At 65.1% G+C, this 17513-nt stretch carries 17 protein-coding genes; 6 read left to right on the top strand and 11 right to left on the bottom strand.

The features are described 5' to 3' along the window. Positions 1–91 precede the first annotated feature (91 nt). Positions 92–592: a peptide-methionine (R)-S-oxide reductase MsrB gene (gene msrB, locus WJT74_RS02275; protein WP_343346356.1), complete on the top strand. Its 501-nt coding sequence runs from the start codon at positions 92–94 to the stop codon at positions 590–592. 308 nt (positions 593–900) lie between these two features. Here msrB and WJT74_RS02270 read toward each other — a convergent pair whose 3' ends face one another. From WJT74_RS02270 to WJT74_RS02245, 6 genes are all read right to left on the bottom strand, one after another. Further along, entirely contained in the window at positions 901–1329 is a 429-nt protein-coding gene (locus WJT74_RS02270; protein WP_343346354.1) for an ExbD/TolR family protein, read from the bottom strand. Positions 1330–1351: 22 nt separating this feature from the next. Continuing rightward, the gene (locus tag WJT74_RS02265; protein WP_343346353.1) at positions 1352–1843 is read right to left on the bottom strand and encodes an ExbD/TolR family protein; all 492 of its coding nucleotides are present in this window, start codon (positions 1841–1843) and stop codon (positions 1352–1354) included. A gap of 122 nt (positions 1844–1965) precedes the next feature. Beyond that, positions 1966–2790, bottom strand: a complete 825-nt coding sequence (locus WJT74_RS02260; RefSeq protein ID WP_343346351.1) for a MotA/TolQ/ExbB proton channel family protein — start codon at positions 2788–2790, stop codon at positions 1966–1968. 37 nt (positions 2791–2827) lie between these two features. Further along, positions 2828–3526 (bottom strand): energy transducer TonB, encoded by a 699-nt coding sequence (locus WJT74_RS02255; RefSeq protein WP_343346348.1) that lies wholly within the window; start codon positions 3524–3526, stop codon positions 2828–2830. A gap of 170 nt (positions 3527–3696) precedes the next feature. Further along, a complete protein-coding gene (locus WJT74_RS02250; protein ID WP_343346345.1) occupies positions 3697–4140 on the bottom strand; it encodes a dihydroneopterin aldolase in 444 nt (147 codons plus the stop codon). Next, positions 4137–4886 (bottom strand): SDR family oxidoreductase, encoded by a 750-nt coding sequence (locus WJT74_RS02245; protein WP_343346343.1) that lies wholly within the window; start codon positions 4884–4886, stop codon positions 4137–4139. The genes WJT74_RS02250 and WJT74_RS02245 overlap by 4 nt, the downstream gene beginning before the upstream one ends. A gap of 66 nt (positions 4887–4952) precedes the next feature. Between WJT74_RS02245 and WJT74_RS02240 the strand changes: the two genes are divergently transcribed. From WJT74_RS02240 to WJT74_RS02230, 3 genes are read left to right on the top strand one after another with little or no spacing between them, the layout of a single operon-like run. Further along, entirely contained in the window at positions 4953–5513 is a 561-nt protein-coding gene (locus WJT74_RS02240) for a DUF1285 domain-containing protein (protein ID WP_343346340.1), read from the top strand. Positions 5514–5545: 32 nt separating this feature from the next. Continuing rightward, entirely contained in the window at positions 5546–6127 is a 582-nt protein-coding gene (locus WJT74_RS02235) for a CoA pyrophosphatase (protein WP_343346338.1), read from the top strand. Next, positions 6124–7356: a CCA tRNA nucleotidyltransferase gene (locus WJT74_RS02230; RefSeq protein ID WP_343346336.1), complete on the top strand. Its 1233-nt coding sequence runs from the start codon at positions 6124–6126 to the stop codon at positions 7354–7356. The genes WJT74_RS02235 and WJT74_RS02230 overlap by 4 nt, the downstream gene beginning before the upstream one ends. 2 nt (positions 7357–7358) lie before the next feature. Here the strand turns inward: WJT74_RS02230 and WJT74_RS02225 are convergent, their stop codons facing one another. The 5 genes from WJT74_RS02225 to WJT74_RS02205 form a co-directional block, all read right to left on the bottom strand. After that, positions 7359–7631 carry a PilZ domain-containing protein gene (locus tag WJT74_RS02225; protein WP_343346333.1) on the bottom strand — a complete coding sequence of 91 codons (273 nt, stop codon included), beginning with the start codon at positions 7629–7631 and terminating at the stop codon, positions 7359–7361. Between the two features lie 143 nt (positions 7632–7774). Continuing rightward, on the bottom strand, positions 7775–8026 hold the full coding sequence (locus tag WJT74_RS02220; protein ID WP_343346331.1) for a PilZ domain-containing protein: 252 nt from the start codon (positions 8024–8026) through the stop codon (positions 7775–7777). Then, positions 8019–9800: a putative bifunctional diguanylate cyclase/phosphodiesterase gene (locus tag WJT74_RS02215; RefSeq protein WP_343346330.1), complete on the bottom strand. Its 1782-nt coding sequence runs from the start codon at positions 9798–9800 to the stop codon at positions 8019–8021. The genes WJT74_RS02220 and WJT74_RS02215 overlap by 8 nt, the downstream gene beginning before the upstream one ends. A gap of 60 nt (positions 9801–9860) precedes the next feature. Beyond that, positions 9861–12137: a DNA topoisomerase IV subunit A gene (gene parC, locus WJT74_RS02210; RefSeq protein ID WP_343346328.1), complete on the bottom strand. Its 2277-nt coding sequence runs from the start codon at positions 12135–12137 to the stop codon at positions 9861–9863. A gap of 105 nt (positions 12138–12242) precedes the next feature. Beyond that, positions 12243–13058, bottom strand: coding sequence for a JAB domain-containing protein (locus WJT74_RS02205; protein WP_343346326.1), 816 nt, complete (start codon positions 13056–13058; stop codon positions 12243–12245). 73 nt (positions 13059–13131) lie between these two features. On the opposite strand from WJT74_RS02205, the gene WJT74_RS02200 reads away from it, so the two are divergent. Further along, positions 13132–15948: a M16 family metallopeptidase gene (locus WJT74_RS02200; RefSeq protein WP_343346324.1), complete on the top strand. Its 2817-nt coding sequence runs from the start codon at positions 13132–13134 to the stop codon at positions 15946–15948. A gap of 126 nt (positions 15949–16074) precedes the next feature. Beyond that, positions 16075–17460, top strand: a complete 1386-nt coding sequence (locus WJT74_RS02195; RefSeq protein WP_343346323.1) for a PAS domain S-box protein — start codon at positions 16075–16077, stop codon at positions 17458–17460. The last annotated feature ends 53 nt before the right edge of the window (positions 17461–17513 follow it).

The following is a 17513-nucleotide window of genomic DNA, read 5'->3' as shown; positions in this document are numbered from 1 at the left end:
CGACGCTTGGACGATCCTTCCACCGATCCGGCTTCAGTGAAAGGCAAAAGCGTTCAGCTCTTCCTCACCTTCGCCTTGCTATAAGAGCAGCATGCTCAACAAAACTGCCACCCGACGAACCGTTCTCGGCGCTTCCGCGCTCGGCATTGCCGGCACTGCGCTGGCCTTTGGCGGCGGAGGGACCAAGGTCGACCGCCGCAGCTTCCCCGTGTCGAAATCCGACGCGGCATGGAAGAAGCAGCTGGGCCCGCAACGCTATCGCATCCTGCGCGAAGAAGGCACGGAGCGTGCCTTTTCCTCGCCGCTCAACAAGGAGAAGCGCGATGGCATCTATCATTGCGCGGGCTGCGATCAGGCGCTGTTCTCCAGCGCGACCAAGTTCGACAGCGGTACCGGCTGGCCCGCGTTCACGAAACCGATCGCGTCCAGTCGCATCGGCTATGCCCGCGATATGTCGTTCGGCATGGCCCGCACCGAGGAACATTGCTCGCGCTGCGGCGGTCACATGGGGCACGTGTTCAACGACGGCCCCGCGCCGTTGGGCAAGCGGCATTGCGTCAACGGCCTCTCGCTGAAGTTCCGTCCCGCCTAAGGGCTCCGCATAACCCGCCTCATCCGATTTTCTCGCTCCGGAACGTCCGGATCGCGGACCTGTGCGCCCGTGCGGCTGGCGGGAACGACGCGGCGGACGTGTTCGAGAAGCAGAATGGCTACCCGTCCGAGACCGGCCTCAATTGCAGCGAATTGCGAACGCGTAACCCAGTCCGAACAGGCCGGCGCCAACTTACGGTTTCGCAAATATGACGCGCTCGCCACCAGCGAACAGCTCGCATGAATGAAAAAGGGCGACCCGCCGGGCCGCCCTTTCTCATTCGTAAAACTCGCGCTGAAACGCGAAGCCTAGAATTCGTTGACGTAGGCCTCGTTGCCCACGAAGCCCATCTTGTCGACCGAGGCTTCCTTGGTCACGACCAGGACGCGATCGACGGTCTCGTAACGGGCATTCGGTTCGGGCTGCAGGTGCAACTCGGGAAGAACCGGAAGCTGCTGCGACAGGTCGAGATACTCGCGCAGCTGCTGGAAGTTCACCGCTTCGCCGTTCCACAGGACCTCGTCGTTCTGCGTGACCACGATCTTGTTCTTGATCGGGTCGACCGGCGGCGGGTTGTTGCTGCCATCGTCGACCGGAAGGTCGAGCTTCACCGCGTGGCTCTGGATCGGAATGGTGATGATGAACATGATGAGGAGCACCAGCATGACGTCGATCAACGGCGTCGTGTTGATGTCCATCATCGGCTCACCATCGTCGGACAGGGTAGCTGCGGCCATTTCTTGGTTCCTCTACTCGATACTACAGGCGCTCGACGGCGGTGCCCGCCGGCGGTTCGGAGATGAAGCCGACCCGCGCGAAGCCTGCGCGCTGCATGGTGAAGATCGCGCCCCCGATGCACTTGTAGGGCGTGTCGATGTCACCGCGGATATGCGCTTCGGGCATATTCTCGTCGGTGATGTTCGCCTCGCCGCCCGCCGCATCGATCGCTTCCTCAAGCCGCGTTACCGCGCGCTCCAGAAGCTCCTCGCTGTCGACCTGGGTCACGTCCCAGTAGATTTCGCAGGTCCCGCCTTCGCCGCCGCGAACCGACAGATTCACGTTTTCCGGCTTGGTCTCGGTGGGCTCGTACTGGATTTCCGGCAGGGCCACCGGAATGGTCTCGAGCACCACGGGAACCGCGATGAGGAAGATGATCAGGAGAACCAACATGACGTCCACGAGGGGCGTCGTGTTGATGTCGGACATCGGGACGTCTTCGCCCGATTGATCCATTCCGACCGTCATGGCCATGGCAATGCTTCCTTCTAATCAAATACTTCACGGACGATCCGGACGCAGTGCGCGTCCGGGGCCCGGTCGGGGAGGCATGGTCGCAGGTTTAGACCCCGCGACCTGAACCTCCCCTGATCGGCTTAGCTGCGCGCCGTCGGCTTGGTCGGCGTACCACCGGCCTGCACGCCCGGCTTCGGCGGGCTGCTCGGCGCCGGCTTGGCGGCCGCGCTCTTGGCAGCGGCACCCTTGGCACCGGCAGTGGCCATGACCGGACGGACCTTGCCGTCGCTCATCAGATAGCCGTGCACGTCGGTCGTGAAGGCGTTGAGATCTTCGGTGATGCCCTTGTTGCGGCGGATGAGCCAGTTGTAGGCAAGCACCGCAGGAACCGCCACGATCAGGCCGAGCGCGGTCATGATGAGCGCCTCGCCAACCGGACCGGCGACGGTCGAGATGTTGGCCTGACCCGACGCACCGATCTTCACCAGCGCGCGATAGATGCCGACGACGGTGCCGAACAGACCGATGAACGGCGCGGTCGAACCGACGGTCGCGAGGAAGGCGAGACCTTCACCGAGACGGTTGTTGATCGACGTCTTCGAACGCTCGAGCGAACCGATCATCCAGTCATGCTGGTCGACAGGGTCGGTGAGCTTGCCGTGCTGGTCCTGCGCGACGAGCGCGTCCTCGACGATCGCGCGATAGGCGCTCTTCTTGTCGAGCTTGCCCGCGGCGTCCTTGAGGCTGTTCGAGTTCCAGAAGGCGGCGCGAACGCTGTTGCCCTGGTTGATGATCTTCTGCTGCTGCATGAACTTGGTGAACAGGATGTAGAAGGTCCCGATCGACATGATGATCAGCACGCCGAAGGTCGCCCAGGCGATGGGCCCACCTTCCTGAAGCGCAGGAATCAGGCCGTAAGGGTTTTCGCCCTCGGCGGCGGCGGCAAGAAGAAGTTCAGTGTTCATGGGTCGATATTCCCTATTCTAAATTCAAGAGTGAAACTTACCGGCCTTCAAGCCGCCAGGTAATGGAGGGGGTCGTATATTCGTCCTGCACGCGCGCGCCGGTGGAATCGGTCGCGGGAGTGAAGCGGGCGCGGCGCTCGAGCACCTGACACGTCGCCTGATCCAGTGCGCGGGATCCCGTCGACTGGACGATGCTGCAACCCGTCACGCGACCGTTGGTCCCGATGGTGAGACGCGCACGCGCAGTCCCTTCCTCGCCATTGCGCTGGGCGCGCGAGGGATAGTCGTCGGCACTGAACAGCGCACGGACGTCACCTTGGGCGGCGGCCGGCTCGATCCGCGGCGGCGGAGGCGGCGGCGGAGGCGGCGCCGGAGGGGCCGGAGGAGCCGGAGGCCGGACCGGAGCGGTTCGCGTCACCTGCGGCGGGGGCGCGGTGCGCACCGTCGTGATCGGCGGAGGAGTGGGATTGGTCCGCACGATCGGCGGCGGCGAGACGACCGGCGGGGGCGTCTGCTGCTGCGGCGTTTCGGGCGGAGGAGGAATTTCTTCGGGCGGAGGCGGCGGGGGCGGCGGCTCGTCCACGTCGAACACCGTCAGATCTTCCTGCACCTGCTCGACCACGGACATGGCGAGGCCGCTCACCAGGGCATAGCCCAGCGCGACGTGGAGCAGGACGACGATGACGATCGGCACCGTCTTGTTGGAACTCATCTCTCGCTTGGCTGCGTAGGACATTGAGTCGCTCGTCTCCTAGTTTCTCCCTCTCGCCAACGCTCGTTGCGCGGAGGGCGTTCCCGGCTTCGAATAACCGAGAGTTAATTCGGTTCGGCTTAATGATGCATTATGACATCGGCCATTCAGAGCGTGTTCCTATCGCTCCGATTTCCTCGCGGCAAGGGCAATTGTTAGGTTGCCGACACGACCGCGCGCGATCCGTCGACCTTGCGGGGCCAAGCTCCTTGGAAACTGGCGACTTCCACGCCGACACCCTCGGCGTCGGCATAGATGTCCGGTTTCACCGAACGGACCCTCAGCGCCTCGACCCCCGACATCGATGCCACCGTATCGAAGATGGCGCGAATCAGTGTCTCCTGAAGATTGTAGCGCCGCGCCGCCACGATCGAGCGAACGCAGGTCCGCAGCCGATCGTAGTTCCAGGCCTGGACCTCTTCGTCCTCGGTCGGCAGCCGCGCGGCATCGATCCAAACCTCGACCGACACCAAGAGACGTTGCGGCGTTCCCACCTCGAAATCGTGGAAGCCGATGTCGGCCATCACCTCCAGCCGGTCCAGAAACAGGCGCACCGATTGCGGCTCGTGCGCCACCAGGCCGTGAATGACCTCGCTCATTCCCTCTCCTCCGCCACATCATCCATCTGGATCAGTGCCACGTCGTTCTTCAGCTGCATCATCCGTTGGCCACCGTCGAGCCACAGGCAGGTCCCCGTCACCACCGTATTGGCGATCAGATGGTCGAGCGCGGCGAGGAGATGCGCCTTATCCACTCCGCGGCCGAGCGGGTTGAACGCGTGCATCGCCTCATATTGCGCCTCGCTCATGTCGGGCGAGGGGAGCACCATGGCCGGCGCGATCATGTTCACCCGTATCCCCTGCCCGGCCAGTGCGCGGGCCGAGACGTCGGTCAGCGTCTTCAGCGCTCCCTTTGTCAGTGTGTAGCTGAGATGATCGGGGTGCGGCGCGGCGAGCTTGGCATCGCCCATGTTCACGATCAGCCGATCGCTGCCCACCGGCGCCTCCGCGTGCGCAAAGGCATCGGTAAGCAGCATCGGCGCGCGCGCGTTGACCGCCATCTGACGCTGGAACCCCTCAGCGTCGATGGCACCGAACCGATCCTCCTCGAACAGCGAGGCGTTGTTGACCAGAAGCGCGGGTGGCGGTCCGTCGATCTGCGCGAAGATCCTCTCGCCGCAGTCCGCATGCGAAAGATCGGCGACGACCTTGTCGGCGCCGTCGGCCACCTCGTCGGCGGCATCGCGGACATGCGCAAAAACGCGCCATCCCTGCTTGAGGAGGTGACGGGTGATGGCCTCGCCCAGCCGATGGCGGGCGCCGGTGACGAGAGCGACCTTTTCCATGCGCCGCGCTGTAGGCGGGCGTGCCGCCCCTAGGCAAGCTCCGCGCCGCGCCCTACGTCCCTTCTCATGCCCGAAACGCGTCCGCCCCCCGACCTCGACCACGCCTCGTTCGACGAGATTGCCGCGATGCTGGAAGAGGGCACCGCGCCGCCGGTCGAACGATGGGATCCGCCTTCGTGCGGGGATAGCGAAATGCGGATCGCCGCCGACGGGAAATGGTACCATCAGGGCGGCCTCATCACCCGTCCCGCCATGGTGCGTCTGTTCGCCAGCGTGCTGCGCCGCGAGCCCGACGACAGCTATGTTCTCGTCACCCCGGTCGAAAAACTCGCCATCGAGGTCGAGCGCCTTCCCTTCCTCGCCGTTCGCATGAAGAGCGAAGGCGAAGGCCGGGCGCGCCGCCTCGCCTTCACGCTCAACAGCGGAGAAGTGGTGATCGCAGGCCCTGATCATCCGATCCGTGTCGTCGATACCGATGCCGGCCCCTCGCCCCGCGTCCACGTCCGTGGCCGCCTGGAGGCGGAGATCGCGCGGCCTCTCTATTACGAGCTGGCCGATATCGCGCTCGAAGAAGAAGCGGATCCGCCGGCCATCTGGTCGAACGGCGAAAAGTTCACCCTGTCCTGAACCCCGCACCCTCCGCAGACGCTGTTGCCCCGATGAGCCTTTCCGCCCGCCTCGCCCGCGCCCTGCGCGTCCCCGCGCCCGCAACGCTGCTCGCCGCCGATCTCGATCCCGACGAATTTCCGGATGCCTCGCCCGCTGCCGTCCTCGTCGGCGTGATCGACCGCGAAGATCGTCCCGCGTTGCTGCTGACCAAGCGCAACGCCGCCATGCGTACCCATGCGGGCCAGGTCGCCTTTCCCGGCGGGCGCATCGACGCGGGCGAAACCCCGATCGAGGCGGCATTGCGCGAGGCGAACGAGGAACTGGCGCTCGACCCCGCGACCCCGCGCCTCGTCGGGACGCTCGACCCCTACATCACCGGGACCGGTTTCATCGTGACCCCCGTCCTCGCGATCCTTCCCCCGGACCTGCCGCTCGTCGCCAACGAGGCCGAGGTCGACCATTGGTTCGAGGCGCCCTTCGACCATCTTCTCGACCCCGCGCATGCGCGCGAGGAAGAAGCAGCTTGGCAAGGGCGCATGAGACGCTACTGGCGCATAGACTATGAGGATTACGATATCTGGGGAGCCACCGCGGCGATGATCGTCAACCTGTCCCGCAGGCTGGCCGCATGAGCGCGCGCACCCTCGATATCGCCACGCTCACCGACCGCAAGGGAATGGACGCGCTGCTCGAGGCGATGCGCGCCTCGGAGGGCGGCATCCGCTTCGTCGGCGGCGCGGTGCGCGACAGCCTGATGGGCGAGACGGTCAGCGATCTCGACTGCGCCACCATCTTCGAACCCGCGCGCACCGTCGGCTACCTCGAGGAAGCGGGGATCAAGGCCGTGCCCACCGGCATCGCGCACGGCACGATCACCGCCGTCAGCGACGGCACGGTGGTCGAGATCACGACCCTGCGCGCGGACCTCGATACCGATGGCCGCCACGCCGAAGTCGGCTTCACCACCGACTGGGAAGAAGATGCCGCGCGGCGCGATTTCACCATCAATGCGCTCTACGCCGACCCGCTGACCGGCGAGATCTTCGACTATCATGGCGGGCTCGAGGATATCGACACCGGCACGGTCCGCTTCATCGGCGACGCCGAAGCGCGCATCCGAGAGGATCACCTCCGCATCCTGCGCTTCTTCCGCTTCCATGCCCGCTTCGGCACCGGCGATCCCGACGCGGAAGGGCTCGAAGCCTGCGCCGCGCTTGCCGATACGATGAAATCGCTCTCCCGCGAACGCATCGCCGACGAGGTGCTGAAACTCCTCGCGCTCCCCGATCCGCTCGCGACCGTGCGCGTGATGGAGCAGCGCGGCATCTTCGCTCCCGTACTGCCCGAAATCACCGGCCCGGGCGTCAATCGCCTCGCCGCCCTCCTCGAATTCGAGCAGGCGGCAGGCCGCAAGTTCCGCGCCATCCGTCGCCTCGCCGCCCTGCTGCCGCGCGACCCCGACACCGCGCGCGACGTCGCCGCGCGTCTCAAATTCTCCAAGGAACAGCGCGACCGCCTGTCGAGCGCTGCCAATCCCGCCGAAGGCACCGCGCGCGAGCTCGCGTACCGGTTGGGCCCGCTCTACGCGATCGACCGCATCTGCCTCACCCCGGGGTGGGAGCCCGAACGCGCGGGGAGCCGCGAGGAAGCGGTTCGCTACATCGAGAAATGGTCGGTTCCCGTCCTTCCTCTCAAGGGCGGCGACCTCATCAAACGCGGGCTCGAGCCCGGCCCCGCCGTCGCGCGCTGCCTGCGTGCGATCGAGAACGAATGGATCGAACAGGATTTCGATGACAGCGCCCTCGACGCGATCGCCGAACGCCACCTTTCCGAAGATTCAAGCTGTCGCCAGTCCGGCTAGGGTCAAGACACCGGCTGGCTGGGGCCCGTGAACTTCAGCCCCGCCTCGTTGCCCAGTGACCAGCGCACCTGCGCGGGATAATCTCCCGATCGCCCGACGCGCAACTGCACGTCCTCGCCGATCCTGAGCGTGCTGTCCGTGCGCAGACGGCAACCGTCGGCAGACAGATCGAGGACGCGAACATTGTTCGACAAACCGTCGCTGTCGATCAGGAGACCGTCGTGACTGACGTCGATCCGCTTGGCCCGTTTCACTTCGCCCACATTGCGTCGCATGTTTCGCATGTTCCCTTGGTGCCGTTCGAGCGCAGGACCGCCCGCGACCGCCTGGCTTCGATCTGAAATACATGAAGTAAGCTCGCAGGGTTAAGATGCGGTAAAGGGTCGGCGTCGCGATCGCTGCCGGCAGTGCTTCATTTTCAGCCGGAAAACTCTATTCCGACGTAGGCCCCGTCGACCCAGCGCACGACGGCCCGCACCGGTGCGGACTTGCCTACCGCCAGTACGACTTCCTCGCCCGTCATCAGCGAGCCATCGGTCGCCAGCCGGCATCCGTTCGGGGACAGGTCGCGCACGGTCACCGCCACACGCCCGCCGTCGCTGTCGGTCAGCACGCCCTCGAGCGACAGGCCCGTGCGCACCTTGCGCATTTTCGGGTCGGCATCAGCCATGCAGTCTGGCGACCGGCGACGCGTCGATCCTCCCTTCGCGCAGAGCCTTCTGCTCTCGCGCCCGCCAGTAGGCCAGCGCGGTGTTTCCATCGACTGCCTTGGAAAAATGGAATCCCTGTCCATGCGCACAGCCCAGCGTCGCCAGCGTCGTTTCCAGCTCGACGCTCTCGATCCCTTCGGCGGTGGTCTCCATCCCCAGCGCATCGGCCAGGCCCAGGATCGCTCGCACGATCGCGATGCTGTCGGGATCGTTCAGCATCCCCTTGATGAATCGCTGATCGATCTTGAGCAGGTCGATCGGCAGCCTCTGAAGATAGGCAAGGCTGGAATATCCGGTTCCGAAATCGTCCATCGCCAGATGCGCATCCAACCCCTTGATCGTCTCCAGCACCCGCGTAGCGCGCGTCGGATCCTGGACGATCGCGCTTTCGGTCAGCTCGACGGTCAGTCGCTCGCCGCCGATGCGATGCGCGCGCAGCGCCGATCCCACCAGTTCGGACACGTCGTCGCGCGCGACCTGGATCGCCGACAGGTTGACCGACAGCCCGATGGGTAGCGTTCTCGCCTCCGCCGCGTCCCAGGTCGCCAGCTGGCGGGCGGCGCGATCCATCGCCCAGCGCCCCAGCTCGAGGATCAACCCGCTCTCCTCGGCGACCGGAATGAACTCGCTGGGGCCGATCTCGCCGCGCTCCTCGTGGGTCCACCGCGCCAGGGCTTCGAACCCCGTGACCCGTCCGGTCTTCAGTTCGACGAGCGGTTGATAGGCGAGCTTGAGTTCGTCGCGCTCCAGCGCGCGACGCAATTCGGTCTCGATCGAAAAACGGCGGCGCGCAAGGCTGGCTTCCTCGTCGCGATACACCGTCGGCTGTCCGGTCCGCTTCGCGCGCTTCACCGCGAACTGGGCGTTGCGGAACAGCTCTTCGCCATCCTCGCCATGCGTCAGCAGCGCGATTCCGATCGCGCAATCGACCCGGATGTCGTTCGTCCCCAACGTGAAGGGTTCGCGAAGGACCCCGCAGATCCGCTCGGCGGCCAGGACGGCATCCGTCTCCCCGCCCTTCAATCCGCACAGTAGGCCGAATTCGTTGCCGCCCGTGCGCGCCAGCATGTCACCGTCGCGCAAGGCACCTACCAGGCGGCTCGCGCAGCTGATCAGCAATTCGTCGCCGACGACCGATCCCATCGACTGGTTGATCCGGGAAAAACGCGCCAGGTCGATCAACAGGATCGCGTGGCCCGCCGCGCGCGCCTCGTCCTCCGCGATTTCCTCCACCGCGTCGGTGAAAGCCAGCCGGTTGGCCAGTCCGGTCAACGAACATTGCACCATCTGGTCGCGAAGGTTCTTCTGTGCCTGTCGCTCGGGCGTCTGGTCGAGCGCGGTGAACAGACACCGCCGTCGTCCCTCGATCGACGGGAGCGGCGCGACCTTCAGCCTGAATTCGCGCGCGCCGGGGCCTTCATCGGTGCGATGTTCGATTTCGTCCTGCGCCGCTCCCGGTTCGCTCAGATAGGCGCGGAGGAAGTCGCCGACGGGCCCCTCGCCCGCCATCTTCATCGCGGCATCGGCGCTGCGATCGGGCCGCGCTGCATGATCCATCGATGCCTTCAGGAAAGCGTCGTTGCACGCCTCGATGCGAAGGTCTCGCTCCTCAAGTACGATGATCGCGCCGGGGATCGGCAGGGCATGCAGAAGGGGGTCGTCCCCCGCCTCAACCCGCGACACGAGGCGATCGGAACCCGCAGGCGGTTCGGACAGGGAAGGTACGGCACTCATCACCGCACCCATAGCGACGCAAGGGTTAATGGCGGGTATTTAACATAGGGAAAGCCCCGATCACTCGTCCTTCACGACGGGCGGGGTGAAGACATTCTCCTGCGGGAAGCCCTGCGGCGCCATTCGCCCGGCAGCACCGCGCGCGACTTTCCATGGACTGACGTCGGTTTCCGTTCGATTGCGCGTCCCTCCGCCCATCGCCCAGCTGAGGCCGTCCTCCAGCTTGAACGGCAAGGCATCGCTCAATCCCCCATCGCGATAGCGCTGCAGCTGCACCCCCGCCCCGCGCGCCAGTTCGGGCATCTCCTCGGCGAGGAACACCAGCATCTTGCGGTTCTCCCCCACGACCGCGATCGCATCGGCGTCCTGCGGCATACGCCGGACCAGCTTAACGCGCGCGCCCTTGCGCAAGTTGACGAGATTCTTCCCCTTGCGCGTCTCCGCCGTCAGCGTCTCGCCCGGCGTCAGGAAGCCGCGACCGTCGCTCGCCGCCACCAGGTATCGCGCCTTCGGATCCACCGCCATCGCCGCCACGATCTCGACCCCGTCTTCGAGATCGATCGACAGCCGCACCGGCTCCCCGAACCCGCGTCCGCCCGGCAACTTGTCCGCCCCCAGCGTGAAGATCCGCCCGTTCGCCCCGACGATCAGCACTCGGTCGGTCGTCTGCGCGTGGAAGGCATGGTCCGCCTCGTCCCCTTCGCGGAACTTCATTTCCGGCACGGTGGCGAGGTCGACATGCCCCTTCATCGCGCGGATCCACCCGCGCTTCGACAGGATCACCGTCACCGGCTCCTTGTCGATCATCGCCGTCCAGTCGAGATCGCCCGCATCCTCGGCCTCCTCGACGCGCGTGCGCCGTGGATCGTCCCGATATTCCTTCTTGAGCGCGCGCAGTTCGTCCTTGAGCTGCGCCTTCTGCTTCTCTTCGTCGCCGAGCAGTTCCTCCAGCTCCGTCTTCTCGGCGCGCAAGCTCTCCTGCTCGCTCTTGAGCTCCATCTCCTCCAGCTTGCGCAAGCTCCTGAGCCGCATGTTGAGGATCGCCTCCGCCTGCCGGTCGGTCAGCGCGAACTCGGCCATCATCACCGCCTTGGGTTCGTCTTCGGTGCGGATGATCTCGATCACCCGGTCGAGGTTCAGGAAGGCAATCAGATACCCCCCCACCAGCTCCAGCCGATCCTCGATCTTCCCGATCCGGAACCGCGCCCGGTTGCGCATCACATCGAACTGGAAATCGATCCAGCTGAGCAGTGCTTCCTTGAGGCTCATCACCCCCGGCGTGCGCCCATGTTCCAGCACGTTGAGGTTAAGCGAAAACCGGCTCTCAAGATCAGAGAGCTTGTACAAGCTCTCCTCGAGCAGCGCCGCATCCACCGTCCGGCTCCGCGGCTCCAGCACCACGCGGATATCCTCCGCGCTCTCGTCGCGCACGTCGGCCAGGATCGGCAGCTTCTTGTCCCCGATCAGCCCCGCGATCTGCTCGATCAGCTTGCCCTTCTGCACGCCATAGGGGATCTCGGTCACCACCAGCTGGTAGCCCCCGCCCTTCAGATCCTCGCGCACCACCCGCGCCCGCACCCGGAACGACCCCCGCCCCGTCACATAGGCTTTCAAAATGCTCGCCTCGTCGTCGACCAGCACGCCGCCCGTCGGAAAGTCCGGCCCCTTCACGTACTTCATCAACGTCTCGTCGCGCGCATCGCGCGTCCCGATCAGGTGCACCGCCGCATCGCACAGTTCGCCGACGTTATGCGGCGGGATGCTCGTCGCCATCCCCACCGCGATGCCCGCCGCCCCGTTGGCGAGCATGTTGGGGAACAGGCCCGGCATCACCTCCGGCTCTTCCTCCTCGCCATTGTAGGTCGACCGGAACGCCACCGTCCCCGCGTCGAGCCCGTCCATCAACCGCATCGCGGTCCGCGTCAGCCGCGCCTCGGTATAACGGTACGCCGCGGCATTATCGCCGTCGATATTCCCGAAATTCCCCTGCCCCTCGACCAGCGGGTAGCGCAGCGAAAAGCCCTGCGCCAACCGCACCATCGCGTCATAGACGCTGCTGTCCCCGTGCGGATGATATTTCCCGATCACGTCCCCCACGACCCGCGCCGACTTCTTGAACGCCGTATTGTTGCTGGCCGTGAGCGAAGCCGCCCCCGGCCCCGTCGGCTCGAGCCGCAACTTCCGCATCGCCCAGAGCAGCCGCCGATGCACGGGCTTCAACCCGTCCCGAACGTCGGGCAGCGAGCGCGCGGTAATGGTGGACAGCGCGTAGACGAGATAGCGCTCGGAGAGGGCCGACGCGAAAGGCTCATCGATGATGGAGGATTCTGTGGTCATGCGAACTCTAATGACAAACGGCTTGGCTCGGGTCGAGAGGCGTGGAGGCACCAATGAAATTGATGTCGCGCGTCGATAAACGCACGATAGTCTTTCGCTCGCGGATCAAAAGATCTCCGGCATCTCCCGTCGCATCGAAATCCACCGGCCCCGCGCCAAGATGAGGTGGTCGCTTAGGCGCACGTCAAGGTCGGCGAGTAGGGTGTTAAGCTTGCGCGTCCAGCGGCGGTCCGGTCCGCTGGGGGTAGGGTCGCCGCTGGGGTGGTTGTGCGCCAGTACGATGCTTGCTGCGCTCCGTGACAATGCCGCCAGCGCTACCGCTCGCACTTCAACCGTGGCGCCTCGCATTCCGCCGCGCGCAATCTCCTCGACCCCGATTAGTCGCCCACCCCTGTCAAACAGTGCAGCGACAACGACTTCGATAGGCGAAAAGGCGATCCGTGGGGAAAACAGCCGCACAACCCCTTCGGGTGAACGTCCCAAGTCTGTGCGAAGTGCTGCCTCGGTTTCCGCATGGGTCATAAGCGCCTGCATGCAAGCCAGAGCCTCTACTACCCGCTCCCCGTTGCGCCCCTCCGCCACCTCCGCAATTGCCTTGGGCGAGGCAGCAAGCAAGTCGTTTACGCTGCCGAACCGCGACCAAAGCCGCGCCGCCTCGATGTCCGCTCCCGGAACACCGGCCATTTGCAGCACGCGCGCCAACAACGCCCGCCCATCGGGACCTTCCGCGTCGGCCCCGCAGCCTAGGAAGTCGAACCGTTCCAACATGCCGCCGATCTGGCGCGACAACCTTCCGAAATGCACGAATAAGACGGTGCGTATCGGACGCCGATATGGAGTAACCTGAGTAATCGACGGCCGCTCCGGCCGCCCCACGCCCGTCTGAGCGCCCCGTTCGTCGATCCGTCGCTTGTCATGCACGGCTCCGCCGTTAAACCTTGGCCCGCTCACGCTTTTCGCGACGGAAAAGCAGTATAACAGGAGATACGACCCTATGCGCCGCCTCGCCACGCTGCTTGCCGCCAGTACCGCCCTCGCCTTCGCCGCCGCCCCCGCCGCCGCGCAGGAAGGCTGGGGCCTGGCCCCCACCGACGTCGCCGCCGACGAGACCATCCGCTACGGCGTTCTCGACAACGGCATGAAGTACGCGATCATGCCCAACGACTACCGCCCGGGTCAGGCGGCGGTGCGGATGCACGTCGATTTCGGCGCGGTGCAGGAAGCCGAGAACGAGCGCGGCCTTGCCCATTTCATCGAGCATATGGCCTTCAACGGCACCACCAACGTGGCCGAGGGCGAGATGATCTCGATGCTCGAGCGACTGGGTCTGGCTTTCGGTGCGGACACCAACGCGTCGACCGGTTTCGATCGCACGATCTACATGCTCGACCTGCCGCAGGTCGACGACGAACGGCTCGATGCCGCCTTCTTTCTGATGCGCGAGACCGCGAGCGAGATCCAGTTCGACGAAGAGGCCGTGAACCGCGAGCGTGGCGTTATCCTCGGCGAGCGCCGGACCCGCAACAATTGGCAGCTTCGCAACGCGCTTTCGAACCTCGAATTCTTCCTCCCCGATGCGCCCTATGCGGACCGCTCTCCGATCGGAACGGAAGAAGTGCTGACGACCGCGACCGGCAAAACGATGCGCGACCTCTACCATCGCTACTACCGTCCGGAATATACGACCTTCGTGTTCGTCGGGGACGTGGATCCCGATGCCATCGAGCGCCGTATCCGCGAGACGTTCGCCGACTGGGACGCGCCCGGGAATGCCGGAGCACCGATCGACCGCGGCAGCCTCGACCTCGACCGGCCCGCGGCGGCGACCAGTTTCGCCGATCCCGCGGCCGTGAGCGGCGTCACCATCCGCACCTATCGCCCCGACGAGGACCCCGCCGATACGCTTGCACGTCGCCGCGAGAGCACGGTCGAAAGCTGGGCGGTCGCCATGTTCAACAACCGCATGCAGCGCATTGCCGAACAACCCGACAGCATCATCCTCGGCGGTGGGGTGAGCGAAGGGCGAGAGGAAGACCTCGGCCTCTATACGTCCCTGAACGCGACCGTCCGGGATGGCGAATGGGAAAGCGCCATCGGCCTCCTCGAACAGGAAGCGCGCCGGGCCGTCGAATACGGCTTTTCCGAACGCGAGTTCGAACGGGTGAAGCGCGAGCGGTTGCAGCAGGTCCGCACCTATGCCGAGCAATCCGAAAACCGCACGCACGCCCAGCTTGCCAACCAGATCCTCGGCGCTGTCGGCGAAAATTATTTCATCACTGCGCCGGCGATCCAGCGCCAGTATATCGAGCAGTTCGCCGATACGATCACGCTGGAAGAGGCCAACGCCGCCTTTGCCGAGTTGTTCGCCGGCAGCGAGCCGCTCGTCTACATTTCCGGCAAGGAGGAAGTGAGCGCAACCGCCGCGCTTGCCGCGCTGGAAAATAGTCGGACGGTGGCGGTTGCCGCCAATGAGGATACGGAGAGCGCCGATTTCGCCTACGCCGACTGGGGTGCGGCGGGAAGCATCGCTTCCGACACCACGATCGAGGATCTCGGCATCCGCACCATCACCTTCGACAATGGCGTCAGGCTCAATCTCAAGACCACCGATTTTCAGGACAATGCGGTATCGTGGAGCGTCTCGGTGGACGGCGGTTCGTTGCTGCTGGGCGCCGAAAGCTTCGCTCCGACCCTCTACGCCCAGCTCGCGTCGGGCCTCGGCGGAACGAACGCGCATCCCTATAGCGAAATCGACGAATATATCGCGGGCCGCCCGATCGGCACCGGTTTCACGATCAGCGAAACCGGGATCCAGATGGCCGGTTCGCTTGCGCCCGAATTTCTGCCCGAGCAGATGCGCATCGCCGCGGCCTATCTCACCGACTACGGCTACCGCGAGGAAGCGGACGCTCGGTGGGCCAACATCGTCCCGCTGATCCTGCCCCAGTTGACCGCCTCGCCTGCCTCGGTCTTCGGGACCCAGGCTCCGGGTGCGATCACCGGGGGTGATCCGCGCTTCGTCCTTCCCGATGCCGAAACGTTCGAGGCCTTCAACGCCGACATTCTGCAAAGCCAGATCGGCGACATGCTCTCGAACAATGCCGTCACCGTCAGCGTCGTCGGCGCGATGGACGAGGATGCGGTGATTGCCGCGGTCGCCAATACCTTCGGAACGCTCGACCGGCGCGGTGAGCAGATCACCGACTATACGCTCGACCCGGTGACCATCGTCGACGGTGGCGAAAGTATCGAACTCACGCACGAGGGGGAGGCCGATCAGGCACTGATCGCCGCTTACTGGCCGACCGATGACGACGAGGATTTCGAGCAGGTGGTCGGACTGTCGCTGCTGCGCGCCGTCATGGACCTCGAACTGACCGACAAGGTGCGCGAGGAGCTGGGTGCGAGCTACGGCGTCGGCGTATCGAACACGCAGGACCGCTGGTACGAGGGCTACGGCAACCTTACCGTGCAGTCGGTCGTGGATCCGGCCCAGATGGACGCCACTCTCGACGCCTATCGCGAGGTGGCGGCGTCGCTCCGCGCGTCACCCGTCGATGCCGACACGCTCCAGCGCGCGCGGGCGCCGATCGTCGAAAGCCGCACCGATGCCAAGCGTTCGAATGGCTACTGGCTCGGCTACGCAAACCTCGCCCAGCGCGATCCCGCACGCCTCGATCGGGCGCGCAACTTCGATGCGATCCTAGCGGCGGTGACTGCCGAGGACCTGCAGGCCTTGGCGCAGCGCTATCTGACCGACGACGCGCTCATTCCGGTGCGCATCACGTCGAGCAAGCTCGGCGCGGAGTAGGGCATCGTTCTTCCAATGGGGTCGGTCGCAAACCGACCCCGCTCCCTCCGGCCGATGGGAACTATCGGCCTGCCGGCCGCTTTCGACTGACATGGCCAGGGAGTGGGCGATGATGGACGGCGAAGCATGAAGGAGGGCGCGAACGACGCAGCCTTCGAAGGCGCACGTCTTCAGGCCATCGTCGATGGCGCGGACGATGCGATCGTCGCCAAGCGGCTCGACGGGACCGTCACCGACTGGAATCCGGCGGCGGAACGGATTTTCGGATACAGCCGTGCCGAGATGGTCGGCAGTTCGATACGGAAGATCATCCCGGACAATCGGATGGACGAGGAAGATCTCATCCTGCGCCGGATCCGCGCGGGCGAACGCGTTCGCAAGTTCGAGACGCTACGCCAGCACAAGGATGGCAGCCTCGTTCCCGTCGCCATCACCGTCTCGCCGATCCGTGACGACAGCGGGCAGATCGTCGGCGCCTCCAAGATCGCGAACGACATTCGCGAATGGGCGGAAACCCGCTCTGCACTCGAGGCGGCCGAGCTGCGGTTTCGGACCATGGCGAACAATATCCCCCAGCTCGCCTGGATGGCCGAGGCCGACGGATCGATCTTCTGGTACAATCGCCGCTGGTACGATTATACCGGCACGAACGAGGAGGAAATGCGCGGTTGGGGATGGCGAGACGTCCACCATCCCGATCATGTCGAGCGCGTGACCGAGAAGTTCAGAAGCCATATCGTCTCGGGCGAACCGTGGGAGGACACCTTTCCGCTACGCGGTAGCGATGGAAAGTACCGGAGCTTTCTCTCTCGGGCGATGCCGAAGAAGGATGCGGATGGCGACGTTGCTTTCTGGTTCGGCACGAATACCGACATCACCCGCCAGCTCGAACATGAAGAAGCGATCCGACTTCTCATGAGCGAGGTCAATCATCGCTCGAAGAACATGCTGGCGATCATCCAGTCGCTCGTGAACCGTATCGCCGGCGACAGTCCCGATATCCGCGAGCGACTGCAGCATCGGGTCATGTCGCTCGCCGCCAACCAGGATTTGCTCATCAAGCGTAACTGGACGGGGGCGCCCGTCGACGCGATCGTCCTGCAGCAGCTCGACTCGCTCGGCATCGACCGGGAGCGCATAAATCTCGATGGCAACCGGGACTTTCTCGTGACCCCGCGCGCCGCGGAAGTGATCGGGCTGGCGATCCACGAGCTCGCTACCAACGCCATCAAATATGGAGCGCTTTCGGACGAGAAGGGCGGTGTCGCGATCCAATGGACGGTGGACCGGTCGGACGACCGCTTCGGGCTCTCCTGGTCCGAGCATGGCGGTCCGCCGGTCGAGGCCGCGTCGCGCAAGGGGTTCGGAACGATCCTCATCGAGCGTAATCCGAAGGCGACGCTGGGCGCTTCGGTGGACTATCGGCTGGAACCGGAAGGGGTGGTCTGGAAGATCGCCGCGCCGCTCGCTCAACTCGAATCGGACGGGCGCGAGGTCTCCCCCCTGCAATAGCGTCGGCAACGTCGATTGCCCCCACCGTCGCCCTCCTCTATAGCCCGCGCACA

The organism is Sphingomicrobium sp. XHP0239 (assembly GCF_039555325.1).
In the GTDB taxonomy this organism is placed as follows: domain Bacteria; phylum Pseudomonadota; class Alphaproteobacteria; order Sphingomonadales; family Sphingomonadaceae; genus Sphingomicrobium; species Sphingomicrobium maritimum.
This window is presented reverse-complemented; position numbering and strand designations above follow the sequence as displayed.